This is a genomic window from Alteraurantiacibacter buctensis, from assembly GCF_009827655.1.
Lineage (GTDB): Bacteria > Pseudomonadota > Alphaproteobacteria > Sphingomonadales > Sphingomonadaceae > Alteraurantiacibacter > Alteraurantiacibacter buctensis.
Map to the genome: position 1 here is coordinate 231,024 of NZ_WTYV01000004.1, position 16,023 is coordinate 247,046.

A 16,023-nucleotide genomic window follows, 5' to 3' on the forward strand; every position below is an offset into this window, starting at 1 on the left:
CTAGCCCGCGATGAACAGTGAGGCTGCCGCCAGGTCTGCCAGGTTGCCCAACCAGCCCGTCGCCAGCCATGCCAGCGGCGAGATCACCAGCACCGACAGCGCCAGCAGCACCCAGTGCCAGGTATCCGCCTTGCCCTGCACGCGGTCCACCGGCTCATCGAAGAACATCACCTTGATGAACTTCAGATAGTAGAACGCGCCGATCACGCTGGCGGCGATGCCGATGGCGGCCAGTGGCAGCAGGTCTGCCTCCACCGCGGCCTGGAACACCACCAGCTTGGCATAGAAACCCATCAGCGGCGGAATGCCCGCCAGGCTGAACATGATCGCCAGCAGGCACCAGGCCAGCGCCGGGCGGGTGGTGGACAGGCCCTTGATATCGCCGAAGGTCTCAAGCTGGTTGCCGTCAGCATCGCGCAGCAGCAGCAGCCCCACGAAGCTGCCCACGGTCATCGCCACGTAGAACAGCAGGTACAGCAGCATCGAAGCCGCACCCGCCGCACTGGCCGTGGCCAGGCCGATCAGGATGAAGCCGACATTGTTGATCGACGAATAGGCCAGCAGCCGCTTCAGGTTCTCCTGCCCGATCGCACCCAGCGCACCCACCACGATGGAGGCGAGCGCGGCGAAGGTGACGATCTGCTGCCACGCGGCGGTCTGGCTGCCGAAAGCTTCCAGCGACAGGCGGGCAAGCAGGGCAACGGCGGCCACCTTGGGCGCGCTGGCGAAGAACATGGTGACCGGCGTGGGCGCGCCTTCGTACACGTCGGGCGTCCACATGTGGAACGGCACTGCGCTGATCTTGAAGGCCATGGCCGACAGCACGAAGACCAGGCCGAACAGCTCCCCGCCCGAAAGGCCGTCGGCCATCGCCACGTTGATCGCATCGAACGCGGTGGAGCCGGTGAAGCCGTAGATCAGGCTGATGCCGAACAGCAGGATGCCCGAAGCCAGCGCGCCGAGCACGAAGTACTTCAGGCCGGCTTCCGCGCTCTTGTCATCATCGCGCAGGTAAGCCGCCAGCACATAGGCGGCGAGCGATTGCAGCTCCAGACCGATGTACAGAGCTATCAGGTCGGTGGCGGACACCATCACGCTGGCACCCAGCGCCGAGAACAGGATCAGCACCGGGAATTCCGGTCGCATCGCCCCGCGCTTCTCGAAATAGGCCGACGACACCACCAGCGCGGCACCGGCTGCGGCATAGATCAGCAGCTTGGCAAACCCGGCAAAGGCATCGGCGCGGACCTGGCCGAAGAAGGCGATCGTCTCCAGGCCCGAGGCTCCGGCGCATACGCTGGGGGCGACCAGGGCAAAAGCCCCGCCCAGCGCCACGCAGCAGGCGATGGACACGGCACGCGAAGCAGCAGCCCCGCCCCAGGCGGCAAACAGCACCATGATCAGGCCCGATACGGTCAGGATCAGTTCGGGCACGACCAGCGAAAGGGAGTGCAGGTATTCCATCAGTGCGCCCCCCCGTGCGCTGCGGCTTCTTCCTCGGCAGCGGCAGGCGCGGCCTCTCCCGTCACCAGGCGGGCATCACTTGCCGGCTGGGCGCGGCTGATACGGGCTTCCAGCAGGGCGATGTCATTGCGCATCGGCGCCATGAAGCTCTCCGGATAGACACCCATCCACAGCACGGCGGCGGCGATGGGGGCCAGCATGGCCCATTCGCGGGCGTTCAGGTCCGGCATGGCCGCGGCATCGGCGTTCTTCTGCTCGCCGAACGCGATCCGGCGGTAGAGGTACAGCATGTAGGCCGCGCCAAGAATGATGCCGGTGGTGCAGACGAAGGCCACCCAGCTATTCACCTGGTAGATCCCGCCCAGCGACAGGAACTCTCCCACAAACCCGCTGGTGCCCGGCAGGCCGATGCTGGCCATGGTGAACAGCAGGAAGAACAGCGCATACTTGGGCATGTTGATGGAAAGGCCGCCATAACGGTCGATCTCGCGGGTGTGCAGCCGGTCGTAGATCACGCCCACGCACAGGAACAGTGCGCCGGACACGAGCCCGTGGCTGAGCATCACGATCATCGCCCCGTCCAGCCCCTGCGTGTTGAAGCTGAACAGGCCGATGGTCACGATGGCCATGTGCGCCACCGAGGAATAGGCGATCAGCTTCTTCATGTCGTGCTGCACCAGCGCGATAAGGCTGGTGATCACTACTGCCGCCATGGAAAGGCCCCACACCAGCCACACGAACTGTGCGGAGGCTTCCGGGAACATCGGCAGGCTGAAGCGGATGAAGCCGTAGCCGCCCAGCTTCAGCAGCACGCCCGCCAGGATCACCGACCCCGCGGTGGGAGCCTGCACGTGTGCTGCCGGCAGCCAGGTATGCACCGGCCACATCGGCATCTTCACCGCGAAGCTGGCGAAGAAGGCCAGCCACAGCCAGGTCTGCGCGCTCGGCGCAAAGTCATAGGCCATCAGCGTGGGAATGTCGGTAGTACCCGCCGTGTTCGCCATCCACAGCATGGCGATGAACATCAGCACCGAACCCAGCAGGGTATAAAGGAAGAACTTGTAGCTGGCGTAAATCCGGTCAACCCCGCCCCAGATGCCGATGATCAGGTACATCGGGATCAGGCCGGCTTCGAACAGGATGTAGAACAGGAACAGGTCCTGCGCCGCGAAGGTGCCGATCATCAGCACTTCCATGAACAGGAAGGCGGCCATGTACTCGCCCACCCGCTTTTCGATCGAGTGGCTGGCCAGGATGCAGATCGGCATCAGGAACACGCTCAGCATGATCAGCATCAGGGCGATGCCATCGATGCCCAATGCCCACTGGAAGCCGGCGAACAGGCTGGCGCGTTCGGTGAACTGCCACTGGTCGCCGCCAATGTCGAAATTGGCCCACAGGACGATGCCCAGCGCCAGGTCCACCAGCGTGGCCACCAGCGCGATGGTGCGCGCGGCGGAGGCACTGGCCTTGAAGCAAGCCACTGCGCCCAGCAGCGGCACCAGCAGCATCACGGAAAGGATGGGAAAGCCGCTCATGCGAAAATCACCCAGCTGATCGCGGCGACAAGGCCGAGCAGCATCACCAGAGCATAGGAATAGAGGTAGCCCGACTGGACCTTCTTGGCGACGACAGCGCCCTTCACCACCACCCAGGCCGCGCCATCGGGCCCGAAGCGGTCGATCACGCCGACATCAACCTTGTTCCAGAACACGCGGCCAAACCAGAAGGCGGGCACCACGAACAGGTAGTGGTACAGCTCATCAAACATCCACTTGCGATAGACGAAGCGGTAGATGGGCCCCAGTTGCGCGGCCACCTGAGCCGGGAAGCTGGTGTTCTTGATATAGCCGTACCACGCGGTCAGCAGGCCCAGCACCATCACGATGAAGGCTGCGTACTTCACCAGCATCGGCACCTCGTGCATCGCGTGCATCAGGTGCTCGTTGTAGGCGATGGAGCCGTTCCAGAAGGCTTCGGTATCGAGGAAGGCGGTCTTGAAGACATAGCCCGCCGCCACCGCGCCGATGGACAGCAGCACCAGCGGGGTCAGCATCACCCACGGGCTCTCGTGCGGGTGGTAGCCGCCCGTGCCATCGCCCGATGCCGCGTGCGGACCGTGATCGTCGTGGGCATGGGCGTGACTGTCAGCACCATGCGCACCGTCTTCATGCGCAGGCGCATCGTGGTGGTCGCCATGATCGCCATGGCCGTGGGAGTCATGCAGGGCGTGCTGGATATGCTCGCTCTCCACCCAGCGCGGCTTGCCCCAGAAGGTGAGAAACATCAGCCGCCAGGAATAGAAGCTGGTCAGCAGCGCGGCGAACACGCCCACCCAGAAGGCGAAGAGGCCCACTTCGGTGCCGCTGGCATAGGCGACCTCGATGATCGCGTCCTTCGAGAAGAAGCCCGCAAAGCCCAGGCCCAGATGGTACACGCCCACGCCGGTGATCGCCAGGGTGCCGGCCATCATCGCCCAGAAGGTGATCGGGATTTCCTTCCGCAGGCCGCCATAGAAGCGCATGTCCTGCTCGTGGTGCATGGCATGGATAACCGAGCCGGCGCCAAGGAACAGCAGCGCCTTGAAGAAAGCGTGAGTGAACAGGTGGAACATGGCCGCGCCATAAGCGCCAACGCCAGCGGCGAAGAACATGTAGCCCAGCTGCGAACAGGTGGAATAAGCGATCACCCGCTTGATGTCCCACTGGGTGGTGCCCACCGTGGCGGCAAACAAGCAGGTTGCCGCGCCCACGAAAGTCACCACGCCCAGTGCCACCGGGGCAGCCTCGAACATCGGCGACAGGCGGCAGACCATGAACACGCCCGCAGTCACCATGGTGGCGGCGTGGATCAGCGCGGACACCGGGGTCGGGCCTTCCATCGCGTCCGGCAGCCAGGTGTGCAGGCCCAGCTGCGCGCTCTTGCCCATCGCGCCGATGAACAGCAGCAGGCACAGGATGGTCATCGTATCGAGCCGCATACCCATGAAGGTGATGTGGCTGGCACCCTGCATTGCCGGCGCGGCGGCCAGGATGTCCGGAATGCTGGTGGTCTGGAACACCAGGAAGGTGCCGAAGATGCCCAGCATGAAGCCAAGGTCACCCACGCGGTTGACCACGAATGCCTTGATCGCGGCGGCGTTGGCGCTGGGCTTGCGGAACCAGAAACCGATCAGCAGGTAAGACGCCAGGCCCACGCCTTCCCAACCGAAGAACATCTGCACCAGGTTGTCCGCCGTCACCAGCATCAGCATGGCGAAGGTGAACAGCGACAGGTAGGCGAAGAAGCGCGGCTGGTCCGGATCCTCGTCCATGTAGCCCCAAGAGTACAAGTGGACGAGCGCGGAGACGCTGGTGATCACCACCAGCATCACGGCAGTCAGCGTGTCCACCCGCAGGGCCCAGTCGAACTCCATCGCGCCGGACCGCACCCAGTCGAGCACCGGAACGACCGTGGCGGTCTCTGTTCCGGCAAGGAAGCCCAGGAAGATCGGCCACGACATGGCACACGAGGCGAACAGCGCAACCGTGGTCACCAGCTTGGCCGGCACATTGCCGATCGCGCGGTTGCCCAGCCCGGCGATGATCGCGGCCAGCAGCGGTCCGAAAACGATAAAGGGGATCAGCGACGACAAGGCGGTTTACCCCTTCATCCGGTTGACGTCGTCAACGGCAATGGTGCCACGGCGGCGGAAGTAGATGACCAGGATGGCGAGGCCGATCGCTGCTTCTGCCGCAGCGACGGTCAGCACGAACATGGCGAACACCTGCCCCGTCAGGTCACCCAGCGCGGCGCTGAAGGCCACCAGGTTGATGTTCACCGCCAGCAGGATCAGCTCGATCGCCATCAGGATGATGATCACGTTCTTGCGGTTGAGGAAGATGCCCAGCACGCCCAGCACGAACAGGATCGAGCTGACCACCAGGTAATGTTCGATGCCGATCACAGCGAGACCCCCTTGCCCGACTCAGGCTGCTTCAGTTCGGTCGCGTCTTCCGGACGGCGCGCGTTCTGCCTGGCGATGTTCTGGTGGGCGCGGATCGCGCGGCTTTCGCGGTGGGTCAGCACCACGGCGCCGATCAGCGAGACCAGCAGCACGATGCCCGCCAGTTCGAACAGGAAGATGTAGCGGGTGTAGAGCAGCGCACCGATGTTCTCGGTGTTGCCCTCGCCCAGCAGCGGCGCGGCGCTGCCATCGGGCGTGCCCAGCGTGACCGGACCGGCCTGGCCCAGGATCACCACCACCAGCAGTTCCACCAGCAGCACCACCGCCACCAGCGCGCCCAGCGGGGCGTTCTTGATGAAGCCGGCGCGCAGTTCGGCAAAGTCGATGTTCAGCATCATGACCACGAACAGGAACAGCACGGCCACTGCACCCACGTAGACGATCACCAGCAGCATGGCGATGAACTCGGCCCCCGCCAGCACCATCAGGCCCGCGGCGTTGAAGAAGGCGAGGATCAGCCACAGCACCGAATGCACCGGGTTGCGGCTCAGCACCACCAGCGCGCCCGAGAGGACGGCGAGGCAGGCGAACAGATAGAAGGCAAGAACCTGGATCATTGTGCCGCGCCCCTACCGATACGGCGCATCGGCTTCAAGGTTCGCGGCAATCGCCCGCTCCCACTTGTCCCCGTTGGCCAGCAGTTTCGCCTTGTCGTAGAGCAGCTCCTCGCGCGTTTCGGTCGCGTATTCGAAGTTCGGCCCCTCGACGATGGCATCCACCGGGCAGGCTTCCTGGCAGAAACCGCAGTAGATGCATTTGGTCATGTCGATATCATAGCGCGTGGTGCGCCGGCTGCCGTCCTCGCGCGGCTCCGCCTCGATGGTGATCGCCTGCGCCGGACACACCGCCTCGCACAGCTTGCAGGCAATACAGCGTTCCTCGCCGTTGGGATATCGGCGCAGCGCGTGCTCGCCCCGGAAGCGGGGCGACAGCGGGTTCTTCTCGAACGGATAGTTGATCGTCGCCTTGGGCTTGAAGAAGTACTTCAAGGTCAGCCAGTGGGCCTTGACGAACTCCCACAGGGTGAACGACTTGATGAGTTGCGCGGCGGTCATGCGCCATACCTCGTAAGCATAAGATAGAAGCTGACAGCGAAGACGAAGAACAGGCTCAGCGGCAGGAACACCTTCCAGCCCAGGCGCATCAGCTGGTCATAGCGATAGCGCGGCACGGTGGCCTTCACCCAGCTGAAGATGAAGAAGAAGAACAGGATCTTCAGCAGCAGCCACACGATCCCCGGCACGTCGAACCACGGGATCAGGTCCACGTTCAGCGGCGGCAGGTAGCCGCCCCAGAACAGCACGGCGTTCAGCGCGCACATCAGCAGCACGTTGCCGTATTCGCCCAGCCAGTAGAGCGCGAAGGCCATGCTCGAGTATTCGGTCTGGTAACCGGCCACCAGCTCGCTTTCGGCCTCGGTCAGGTCGAACGGCGCGCGCTGGGTTTCGGCCATGCTGGAGATGAGGAACATCACCCACATCGGGAACAGCAGCGGGTTGAACACGAAGCCGTTGAGGAGGCCGAACACGTGGCCTTCCTGCGCCTCGACAATCGCTTTCAGGTTGAAGCTGTCGGCCCACAGCACCACGCAGACGAGGATGAAGCCGATCGAAACTTCATAGCTGATCATCTGGGCGCTGGCACGCATGGCGGAAAAGAACGGGTACTTCGAGTTCGACGCCCAGCCCGCGATCACGGTGCCGTAAACCCCCAGCGAGCTGATCGCGAGAATGTAGAGCAGGCCCACGTTGATATCGGCCAGGATCGCGCCCGAATTGAACGGGATCACCGCCCAGGCCATCAGCGTGACGGTGAAGGTGATAATCGGCGCGATCAGGAACAGGCCCTTGTTGGAGGCGCTGGGGATGATCGTTTCCTGCAGGAACACCTTCAGGCCGTCGGCAAAGCTTTGCAGCAGGCCGAAGGGGCCGACCACGTTGGGTCCCCTGCGCAGCGCCATCGCCGCCCAGATCTTGCGATCGGCATAGATGATCATCGCCACGCCCAGCATCAGCGGGAGCGCAATCAGCAGGATGCCCGCGAAAGTGGCGAGAAACCACGCCCATTCATAGGTCATGCCGAGCGATTGGAAGAACGCGGTCATTCCGCTGCCTCCGCAAAGGTTGCCCCGTGCGTCAGTTCTTCCGAACAGCGCTGCATCACCGCGCTTGCGCGAGCGATGGGGTTGGTGAGGTAGAAATCGCTGATCGGATAGGCACTGATGCTGCCTTCGGGCATGGCGTTGCCAGCCACCGACTTGGGCAGCGCACCGTAATCGGCAAGTTCGCCTTCATTGCCCAGCGCGGGCACTTCGGCCACCATCGCAGCGCGCAGCTCATGGAAGCTGTTGAAGCCTACGGACACGCCCAGTGCATCGGCCAGCGCCCGCAGCACGGTCCAGTCCTCGCGCGCGTCACCCGGGGCGAACACCGCCTTGTCGGCCCGCTGCACGCGGCCTTCGGTGTTCACATAGGTGCCGGGCTTTTCGGTATAGGCAGCGGCGGGCAGCACGATGTCGGCGGAATGAGCGCCCTTGTCACCGTGGTGGCCGATGTAGACCTTCAGGCTATCCGGGAAGCGGCTGAAATCCACCTCGTCCGCGCCCAGCGCCAGCAGCACCTTGGGCTTGGCTTCCACCAGGTCGGACAGGCCACCCTTGGAGACGAAACCAAGCATCACCGCGCCCATGCGCGCGGCGGCCATGTGCAGGGCGTTGAAGCCGTTCCAGCCATCCTTCACCATGCCGAAATCGTGCGCGATCTTGACCGCGGCGGCGTGGGCACCACGGGCAAAGCCCGCCCCGCCCAGGATCACCGCCGGACGCTGCGCGCCCTTCAATGCATCCGCCACGGCCTGCGGCAGGTTGGACAGGACCGCCAGGTCCTCGCCCAGGAATTCGGCCGGATAGGTCGGGTCCCACTGCGGGCCCAGGATGAACACCTTGGCGCCCTTTTTGGCGGCCTTGCGCAGGCGCACGTTGACCAGCGGGGCTTCCATGCGGACGTTGCTGCCGATGATCAGGATCGCATCGGCTTCCTCGATCCCCGCGAAGGTCGAGTTGAAGTTGACCGCTGCCAGGTTCGAGCAGTCGTAATCCATCCCGCCCTGGCGGCTTTCCAGCAGCGTGGAGCTGCTGGCCTTCAGCAGCGCCTTGGCGGCGAACATGGTCTCGCAATCGAGCAGGTCACCCGCGACCGCCGCAATCGACGCACCCGGCTTGGCAGCGGCGATGGCCTTGAACGCCTCGTCCCAGCTCGCCTCGGCCAGCTTCCCCCCCTTCCGGATGAACACGCGGTCCAGGCGGCGGCGGGTCAGGCCTTCCACCTGGTAGCGCGCCTTGTCGCTGATCCACTCCTCGTTCACGTCATCGTTGTTGCGCGGCAGGGCGCGAAGCACTTCGCGTCCGCGGCTGTCGATGCGGATGTTGCTGCCCACCGCGTCGGACACGTCGATGGAGAGGGTCTTCTTCAGCTCCCACGGCCGCGCCTCATAGGCATAGGGGCCGCTGGTCAGCGCGCCCACCGGGCACAGGTCGATCACGTTGGCCGACAGTTCGTGCTTCGCCGCCTGCTCAAGGTAGGTGGTGATCTGCATGTCCTCGCCGCGATAGAGCGCGCCGATTTCGTCCACTCCGGCGATTTCCTCGCTGAAGCGCACGCAGCGTGTGCAATGGATGCACCGCGTCATCGTGGTCTTGATCAGCGGGCCCATGTACTTTTCGGTCACCGCACGCTTGTGCTCGTGATAGCGCGAGGCACCCCGGCCATAGGCAACCGACTGGTCCTGCAGGTCGCATTCGCCGCCCTGGTCGCAGATCGGGCAATCGAGCGGGTGGTTGATCAGGAGGAACTCCATCACCCCCTCGCGCGCCTTCTTCACCATCTCGCTGTCAGTGCGGATTTCCTGGCCTTCGGTGGCAGGCAGCGCGCAGCTCGCCTGCGGCTTGGGCGGCCCGGGCTTCACTTCCACCAGGCACATGCGGCAATTGCCGGCGATGGACAGCCGCTCGTGATAGCAGAAGCGGGGGATTTCCTTGCCCGCCAGCTCGCACGCCTGCAGCACGGTGGCGCCGGCGGGAACCTCGATTTCCTGTCCGTCTACGGTGACCTTGGGCATTACTCGGTTTCCTCGGAAGGCTGGGCGGCCTGCATTGCCTCACTGCGCGCCCACAAGCCGTCGGCAGCGTATTCGCGCAGGATGGCAGGGGTGAAATTCACTTCCTGGCCCTCTGCCAGGCACTGACCGATGGCCGGCGCCAGGGCGCGGGCGTTGTCGCGTTCGCTATCGCCGCCCGTGGGGCCTCGCAGCAGGGCATCAGCCTCGGCCGGGGCGTGGAATACCAGGCAATCGGCGAACTGGCCCATCGCGGTCGACTGTTCGGGCGTCGAGCCGATCAGCACCGGCCGCCCGGCCAGCACCACCGGCGAGTCGGCCGACAGACCGAGCGGAGCCGAATGGCGGCGCAGGTAAGCCGCCTCGGCCAGCGTCAGGCGCAGGTTGCGCTCGGGAATGCGCATGGTCATCGTTACCTGCGTGCCGTTCAGCGCTTCGTGCAGGCACTGTGCCAACGCAATCGGCGATTGCGTGTCCTGATCGCGCACGCCGGCTTCAGCATAAGCTACCGCCTCGGGATTGCCTGTACGCAGCAGAGCGACCGCCTCGGCAGGAAACCGCCCAACGACGCACGCGCCGACCAGCTTGAGGAGGCGGCGTCCGTCCTGCAGATCGGCCTGCTCGGTCTGCGAAATGATGCGCGTACCGGTGGGGCGGTATACATTCTGCGTGTTCTGCGCCTGTGCGGAACCGGCGATGGAACCGAGAAACGCAACGAGGGCGAGCGAGGCGGGGCGGATCATTCGGCCGCCTCGCGCATGGCAGCGGCGCGTTCGTTGATGCGGCGCTCCAGTTCGGGGCGGAAGTGCTTGATCAGGCCCTGGATCGGCCATGCGGCAGCATCGCCCAGCGCGCAGATGGTGTGGCCTTCCACCTGCTTGGTCACCTGCTGCAGCATGTCGATCTCGTCGACTGTGGCATCGCCGGTTTCCAGGCGGGTCATCATGCGCCACATCCACCCGGTGCCTTCGCGGCAGGGAGTGCACTGGCCGCAGCTTTCGTGCTTGTAGAAGTAGGACAGGCGGCTGATCGCACGCACCACGTCGGTGCTCTTGTCCATCACGATCACGCCAGCGGTGCCCAGGCCAGAGCCCAGTTCACGCAGGCCGTCAAAATCCATGAAGGCATTGCGGATCTGCTCGCCCGGCACCAGCGGCACGGACGAGCCACCGGGGATCACCGCCAGCAGGTTGTCCCACCCGCCGCGAATGCCACCGCAGTGCTTCTCGATCAGCTCCTCGAAGGTGATGCTCATCGCTTCCTCGACCACGCAGGGCTTGTTCACGTGCCCGCTGATCTGGAACAGCTTGGTGCCCTTGTTGTTGTCACGCCCGAAGCTGGCGAACCACGAGGCCCCCCGCCGCAGGATGGTGGGCACCACGGCGATCGATTCCACATTGTTGACCGTGGTCGGGCAGCCATAAAGACCGGCACCCGCCGGGAACGGCGGCTTCAGGCGCGGCTGGCCCTTCTTGCCTTCAAGGCTCTCGATCATCGCGGTTTCTTCACCGCAGATGTAGGCCCCTGCCCCGCGATGGACGTAGACGTCGAAGTCATAGCCCGAACCGGCGGCGTTCTTGCCCAGGAACCCTGCGTCGTAGGCTTCCTGCACGGCGGCAAACAGTGTTTCCGCCTCGCGGATATATTCGCCGCGAATGTAGATGTAAGCCGCCCGCGCGCGCATGGCGAAACCGGCGATCAGCGCGCCTTCGATCAACTTGTGCGGATCGTGGCGGATGATCTCGCGGTCCTTGCACGAACCCGGCTCGGATTCGTCGGCGTTGATGACGAGGAAGCTGGGGCGGCCGTCGCGGCTTTCCTTGGGCATGAACGACCACTTCATGCCGGTGGGGAACCCTGCCCCGCCTCGCCCGCGCAGGCCGGATGCCTTGATCTCCTCGATGATGGCGTCCTGGCCCACTTCCATCAGCTTCTTCGTATTGTCCCAGTCACCGCGCTTCTGCGCAGCCGACAGGGTCCACGGCTGGAAGCCATAGACGTTGGTGAAGATGCGATCCTTGTCTGCGAGGGTCATCCCATCATCCCCGAACCAAAAACAAACCACGCCGCCGCAGCGACGATCACCAGCAGGGCCACCGTCTTGACGATGCCGGTCAGCACCTTCCAGGCGACGACGATCAGCACCAGTGCGATGAGGAGCGGGACAATCCCTTCCATCACCATTCACCCCGGTAATCGTGGTTTTCGCGGACCATGTCCTTCAGCGACGACAAGGCATTGGCCGGCTCGCTGGTGTGGCGGCCGGGTTCCTGCGTGCCGGTCTTGGGCTGCTCGCCCCGGGCCAGCGCATCGAGCACGGCGTCGAGCCGTTCGGAGGTCAGATCCTCGTAGTTGTCATCGTTGATCTGCACCATCGGCGCGGTGGCGCAGTTGCCCATGCACTCCACCTCGGTCAGCGTCCACATGCCGTCAGCAGTGGTGTGGCCCTTGCTCATCCCGCGCTTCTTGCAGGCTGCAATGATGTCATCAGACCCGCGCAGCATGCACGGCGTGGTGCCGCACACCTGCACGTGGAATTTGCCCACGGGCACCAGGTTGTACATGAAATAGAAGGTCGCCACCTCGACCACGCGGATCACCGGCATGTCGAGATAGCGGGCCACGTATTCCATCACCGGAATCGGCAGCCAGCCTTGCGTGCCGGTCACTTCGCCCACCTGCCGCTGGGCATAGTCGAGCAGCGCCATCACGGCGGAACGCTGGCGGCCTTCGGGATAACGCGCAATGGCGGCCTTGGCCTTGGCGTCCCACTCGGGCGTGAAGGCAAAGTCTCCCCATTCAGCGCGCAGTTCGGGGGTGTCCGGGGCGAGGTGACGATTAGCCACGGGTCAGTCTCCGTTCGAGATGGCGGCCGGCATAGAGGCCGACGACGGCGGCAAAGGCCGTGGATAGCACTTCCTTCAGGCTCGCCGTACCGTGGAACGCCACCGAATAGGTAGCCACGGCCGAGGCGAAAGCCGCGAAGGCGGCGATGATGATGAACAGCTCGCGCAGGATCACCGGATGAACTCCACGCGGCTGCACTTATCGCCTTGGAAGCTGTAAACCGCGATCACGTCGAACGGCTCGACCAGTTCGGAGCCATCGCTGGCCGGGCCGCGCGTCACGTGCTCGCGGAAGATCACGTAGCTGCCGATGGCCTGCTTTTCGACGATCTCGGCATGGTTCTGCGGCCACTTCGCGAATGCGGCGGCGAGGCCCGAACGGGTGCCCTCCTTACCTTCACGCACCACGGCCCCGCGATAGTTTGCCTCGCAGGCGTCATCGGTCATGTACGAGACGTAGAGGTCCACGTCCTGCGCGTTGTAGGCCGCGATCATGGCTTCGGCGGTGGCGAGGTTGGTCACCGGTCACACTCCCCGAACACCACGTCGATCGCGCCCAGGATGGCGGTCGCGTCGGGCAGCATGTGGCCCTTGCACATGAAGTCCATCGCCTGGAGGTGGCTGAACGCCGTAGGGCGGATCTTGCAGCGGTAGGGCTTGTTCGACCCGTCGCTGACCAGGTAGACGCCGAATTCGCCCTTGGGGCTTTCGGTCGCCACGTAAACCTCGCCCGCGGGCACATGGAAACCTTCGGTGTAGAGCTTGAAGTGGTGGATCAGCGCTTCCATGCTCTGCTTCATCTCGCCGCGCTTCGGCGGAGAAATCTTGCGGTCGAGGCTGGCCACCGGGCCTTCCGGGATTTCGGCAATGCACTGCTTGATGATGCGGGCGCTCTGATAGACTTCCTGCACGCGCACCATGAAGCGGTCATAGCAGTCCGAATTGGTACCGACGGGGATGTCGAAATCCATCCGGTCATACACTTCGTAAGGCTGGCTCTTGCGGATATCCCACGGGATGCCGGCAGCGCGGATCATCGGGCCGGAGAAGCCCCAGGCAATCGCATCTTCCTTGCTGACAATGGCGATATCGACATTGCGCTGCTTGAAGATGCGGTTGTCCATGACGAGGGACATGGCATCGCCGAACAGCTGCGGCAGGCGGGTATCGACCCACTCGGCAATGTCGGTCAGCAGCTTCAGCGGCACGTCCTGGTGCACGCCGCCGGGGCGCAGGTAGGCGTGGTGCATCCGCGCGCCGCTCATCCGCTCGAAGAAGTTCATGCAGTCTTCGCGGATCTCGAACACCCACAGGTTGGGCGTCATCGCGCCCACGTCCATCACGTGGCTGCCGATGTTGAGCATGTGGTTGCAGATGCGCGTCAACTCGGCAAACAGCACCCGCAGGTATTGCGCGCGGATCGGCACTTCCACGTTCAGCAGCTTTTCCACCGCCAGGATGTAGGAGTGCTCCATGCACAGCGGCGAGCAGTAATCCAGCCGGTCGAAGTACGGCAGCGCCTGCAGGTAGGTCTTGTGCTCGATCAGCTTCTCGGTGCCGCGGTGGAGCAGGCCGACGTGAGGATCGATCCGTTCGATGATCTCGCCATCCAGCTCCATCACCATGCGCAGCACGCCGTGCGCCGCAGGGTGCTGGGGGCCGAAGTTGATCGTGTAGTTCGCGATGTTCTCGCCCGTGGTGGTGGGCGATTCCTCGAGCATCATGCCGCTCATGCCTCACCCTCCGTCTTGGGCTTGCGAACCCGCTTGGCGGCGGGCTTCTTCGCGGTTTCGGTAGAGCCGGTGGTGTCGGCGCTCTTGGCCTTGCGCGGCTTCTTGTCGGGCCGGCTTTCAGTAGGTGCGGGCGCAGCGGGAGCTGCACCGCCATCCTTGCCATCAGGCGGCGTGGCCACGTGCTTGGCCGCCTCGGCATTGGCCTTTTCGCCGGCGCCGGTCTGCGACGGCTTCTCGGTTGTCTTCGGCTCGGCCACGGGCGGCGGCGCGGGGGCCTGCGCGGCCTTCTCGTCACCCGGCAGGATGTAGTCGGCCCCTTCCCATGGGCTCATGAAATCGAACTGGCGGAAATCCTGTGCCAGCTTCACCGGTTCATAGACCACGCGCTTCTCCTCCTCGGAGTAGCGCAGTTCCTGGTAACCGGTCAGCGGGAAGTCCTTGCGGAACGGGTGCCCTTCAAAGCCGTAATCGGTCAGGATGCGGCGCAGGTCGGTGTTGCCGGCGAAGAGCACGCCGTACATGTCGTAGATCTCGCGCTCCAGCCACCCGGCGTTGGGCCATAGGGTGGTGACCGTGGGCACCGGGTTCGCCTCGTCCGTGCTGACCTTCACCATGATGCGATGGTTCCGCGTAAGGCTGAGGAGCATGTAGACCACCTCGAACCGCTCCGCGCGGTCGGGGAAGTCCACCCCGGCCATTTCCATCAATTGCTGGTAGTCCTGCGTATCGCGCAGCAGGCGCAGGGCATCCTCGATCCGGTCACGCTGGACGGTCAGCACGATCTCGCCATGCTCCTCCTTCGCGGCCACGAGCATATCGCCAAGGGCGGCGGACAGGGTTTCCCGCGCGCCAGCGAACGGCGCGTAGCGGGGGGCGGAGTGGAGCACGCTCATCGCTCGATCGTCCCCGAACGACGGATCTTCCGCTGCAACTGCATCACGCCGTAAAGCAGCGCCTCGGCCGTGGGCGGGCAGCCGGGCACGTAAATGTCCACCGGCACGATGCGGTCGCACCCGCGCACCACCGAATAGCTGTAGTGATAGTAGCCGCCGCCATTGGCGCAGCTGCCCATGGAGATGACGTACTTCGGCTCGCTCATCTGGTCATAGACCTTGCGCAGCGCCGGGGCCATCTTGTTGCACAGCGTGCCGGCAACGATCATCACGTCGCTCTGGCGCGGGCTGGCGCGCGGGGCCACGCCGAAGCGCTCCATGTCATAGCGCGGCATGTTCACGTGAATCATCTCCACCGCGCAGCAGGCCAGGCCAAAGGTCATCCACCAGAGCGAGCCGGTGCGCGCCCAGGTGAACAGGTCCTCGGTGCTGGTGACCAGGAAGCCCTTGTCGTTCACCTCGGTCTGCAGTGCGCGGAAATAGTCCGCGTCGGGCTGCAGGACCTGGCCGCCTTGCGCAGTCGGGAGATTGCGGGCGTTGCCAACCGTCGTCGGGTAATAAGGGGGGGCTGCGTTTGTCATTCCCAATCCAGCGCTCCCATCTTCCAGGCATAGGCAAGGCCGATCACCAGTTCGGCCAGGAACGTCATCATCGTGGCCCATCCGGTCCACCCCGTCAGGTCAAGGCTGACCGCCCAGGGGAACAGGAAGGCCGCTTCCAGGTCGAACACGATGAACAGGATCGCGATCAGGTAGAAGCGCACGTCAAACCGGTCACGCGGCTCCTCGAAGGCGGGGAAGCCGCACTCGTACTCGGAGAGCTTCTCGGCGTCGGGCTTGTGTGCGCCGGTCAGCCGCGCCACGCCCATCGGCAGGAACACGAACAGGGCGGAAAGGCCGAGGGCAACTGCCAGGAACAGCAGGATCGGCAGATATTGTGTCAGGTCGACCAAGGCAGACTCACTGGCT

18 protein-coding genes are annotated in these 16,023 nt (G+C 64.4%); all 18 read right to left on the reverse strand.

The genetic code is table 11. The features are described 5' to 3' along the window. Genes nuoN through ndhC form a run of 18 tightly spaced genes read right to left on the reverse strand, consistent with a single transcriptional unit; the run spans position 1 to position 16,007 of the window. Positions 1–1,464 (reverse strand): NADH-quinone oxidoreductase subunit NuoN, encoded by a 1,464-nt coding sequence (gene nuoN / locus GRI99_RS11610; protein ID WP_160772198.1) that lies wholly within the window; start codon positions 1,462–1,464, stop codon positions 1–3. Continuing rightward, the gene (locus tag GRI99_RS11615) at positions 1,464–3,002 is read right to left on the reverse strand and encodes an NADH-quinone oxidoreductase subunit M (RefSeq protein WP_160772199.1); all 1,539 of its coding nucleotides are present in this window, start codon (positions 3,000–3,002) and stop codon (positions 1,464–1,466) included. The genes nuoN and GRI99_RS11615 overlap by 1 nt, the downstream gene beginning before the upstream one ends. After that, on the reverse strand, positions 2,999–5,098 hold the full coding sequence (gene nuoL / locus GRI99_RS11620; protein WP_160772200.1) for an NADH-quinone oxidoreductase subunit L: 2,100 nt from the start codon (positions 5,096–5,098) through the stop codon (positions 2,999–3,001). The genes GRI99_RS11615 and nuoL overlap by 4 nt, the downstream gene beginning before the upstream one ends. Before the next feature lie 6 nt (positions 5,099–5,104). Beyond that, entirely contained in the window at positions 5,105–5,410 is a 306-nt protein-coding gene (gene nuoK, locus GRI99_RS11625; RefSeq protein WP_160772201.1) for an NADH-quinone oxidoreductase subunit NuoK, read from the reverse strand. Then, entirely contained in the window at positions 5,407–6,027 is a 621-nt protein-coding gene (locus tag GRI99_RS11630) for an NADH-quinone oxidoreductase subunit J (protein WP_160772202.1), read from the reverse strand. The genes nuoK and GRI99_RS11630 overlap by 4 nt, the downstream gene beginning before the upstream one ends. Before the next feature lie 12 nt (positions 6,028–6,039). After that, on the reverse strand, positions 6,040–6,525 hold the full coding sequence (nuoI, locus tag GRI99_RS11635; protein WP_160772203.1) for an NADH-quinone oxidoreductase subunit NuoI: 486 nt from the start codon (positions 6,523–6,525) through the stop codon (positions 6,040–6,042). Then, positions 6,522–7,574, reverse strand: a complete 1,053-nt coding sequence (gene nuoH / locus GRI99_RS11640; RefSeq protein WP_160772204.1) for an NADH-quinone oxidoreductase subunit NuoH — start codon at positions 7,572–7,574, stop codon at positions 6,522–6,524. The genes nuoI and nuoH overlap by 4 nt, the downstream gene beginning before the upstream one ends. After that, complete coding sequence (gene nuoG / locus GRI99_RS11645; protein WP_160772205.1) at positions 7,571–9,586, reverse strand: NADH-quinone oxidoreductase subunit NuoG; 2,016 nt, start codon at positions 9,584–9,586, stop codon at positions 7,571–7,573. Before nuoG ends, nuoH begins: the two co-directional genes overlap by 4 nt. Further along, on the reverse strand, positions 9,586–10,326 hold the full coding sequence (locus tag GRI99_RS11650) for a hypothetical protein (RefSeq protein WP_160772206.1): 741 nt from the start codon (positions 10,324–10,326) through the stop codon (positions 9,586–9,588). Before GRI99_RS11650 ends, nuoG begins: the two co-directional genes overlap by 1 nt. After that, on the reverse strand, positions 10,323–11,618 hold the full coding sequence (gene nuoF, locus GRI99_RS11655; protein ID WP_160772207.1) for an NADH-quinone oxidoreductase subunit NuoF: 1,296 nt from the start codon (positions 11,616–11,618) through the stop codon (positions 10,323–10,325). The genes GRI99_RS11650 and nuoF overlap by 4 nt, the downstream gene beginning before the upstream one ends. Next, entirely contained in the window at positions 11,615–11,761 is a 147-nt protein-coding gene (locus GRI99_RS18505) for a hypothetical protein (RefSeq protein WP_202393061.1), read from the reverse strand. The genes nuoF and GRI99_RS18505 overlap by 4 nt, the downstream gene beginning before the upstream one ends. Then, positions 11,761–12,429 (reverse strand): NADH-quinone oxidoreductase subunit NuoE, encoded by a 669-nt coding sequence (locus GRI99_RS11660; RefSeq protein ID WP_160772208.1) that lies wholly within the window; start codon positions 12,427–12,429, stop codon positions 11,761–11,763. Before GRI99_RS11660 ends, GRI99_RS18505 begins: the two co-directional genes overlap by 1 nt. Then, positions 12,422–12,628, reverse strand: coding sequence for a hypothetical protein (locus GRI99_RS11665; RefSeq protein WP_160772209.1), 207 nt, complete (start codon positions 12,626–12,628; stop codon positions 12,422–12,424). The genes GRI99_RS11660 and GRI99_RS11665 overlap by 8 nt, the downstream gene beginning before the upstream one ends. Beyond that, a complete protein-coding gene (locus tag GRI99_RS11670; RefSeq protein ID WP_160772210.1) occupies positions 12,601–12,951 on the reverse strand; it encodes a nuclear transport factor 2 family protein in 351 nt (116 codons plus the stop codon). The genes GRI99_RS11665 and GRI99_RS11670 overlap by 28 nt, the downstream gene beginning before the upstream one ends. After that, the gene (locus GRI99_RS11675; protein WP_160772310.1) at positions 12,948–14,153 is read right to left on the reverse strand and encodes an NADH-quinone oxidoreductase subunit D; all 1,206 of its coding nucleotides are present in this window, start codon (positions 14,151–14,153) and stop codon (positions 12,948–12,950) included. The genes GRI99_RS11670 and GRI99_RS11675 overlap by 4 nt, the downstream gene beginning before the upstream one ends. A gap of 5 nt (positions 14,154–14,158) precedes the next feature. Continuing rightward, positions 14,159–15,055: an NADH-quinone oxidoreductase subunit C gene (locus tag GRI99_RS11680; RefSeq protein WP_160772211.1), complete on the reverse strand. Its 897-nt coding sequence runs from the start codon at positions 15,053–15,055 to the stop codon at positions 14,159–14,161. Further along, the gene (locus GRI99_RS11685; protein ID WP_237438305.1) at positions 15,052–15,636 is read right to left on the reverse strand and encodes a NuoB/complex I 20 kDa subunit family protein; all 585 of its coding nucleotides are present in this window, start codon (positions 15,634–15,636) and stop codon (positions 15,052–15,054) included. The genes GRI99_RS11680 and GRI99_RS11685 overlap by 4 nt, the downstream gene beginning before the upstream one ends. Further along, positions 15,633–16,007, reverse strand: coding sequence for an NADH-quinone oxidoreductase subunit A (ndhC, locus tag GRI99_RS11690; RefSeq protein ID WP_160772212.1), 375 nt, complete (start codon positions 16,005–16,007; stop codon positions 15,633–15,635). The genes GRI99_RS11685 and ndhC overlap by 4 nt, the downstream gene beginning before the upstream one ends. Positions 16,008–16,023: the final 16 nt, after the last annotated feature.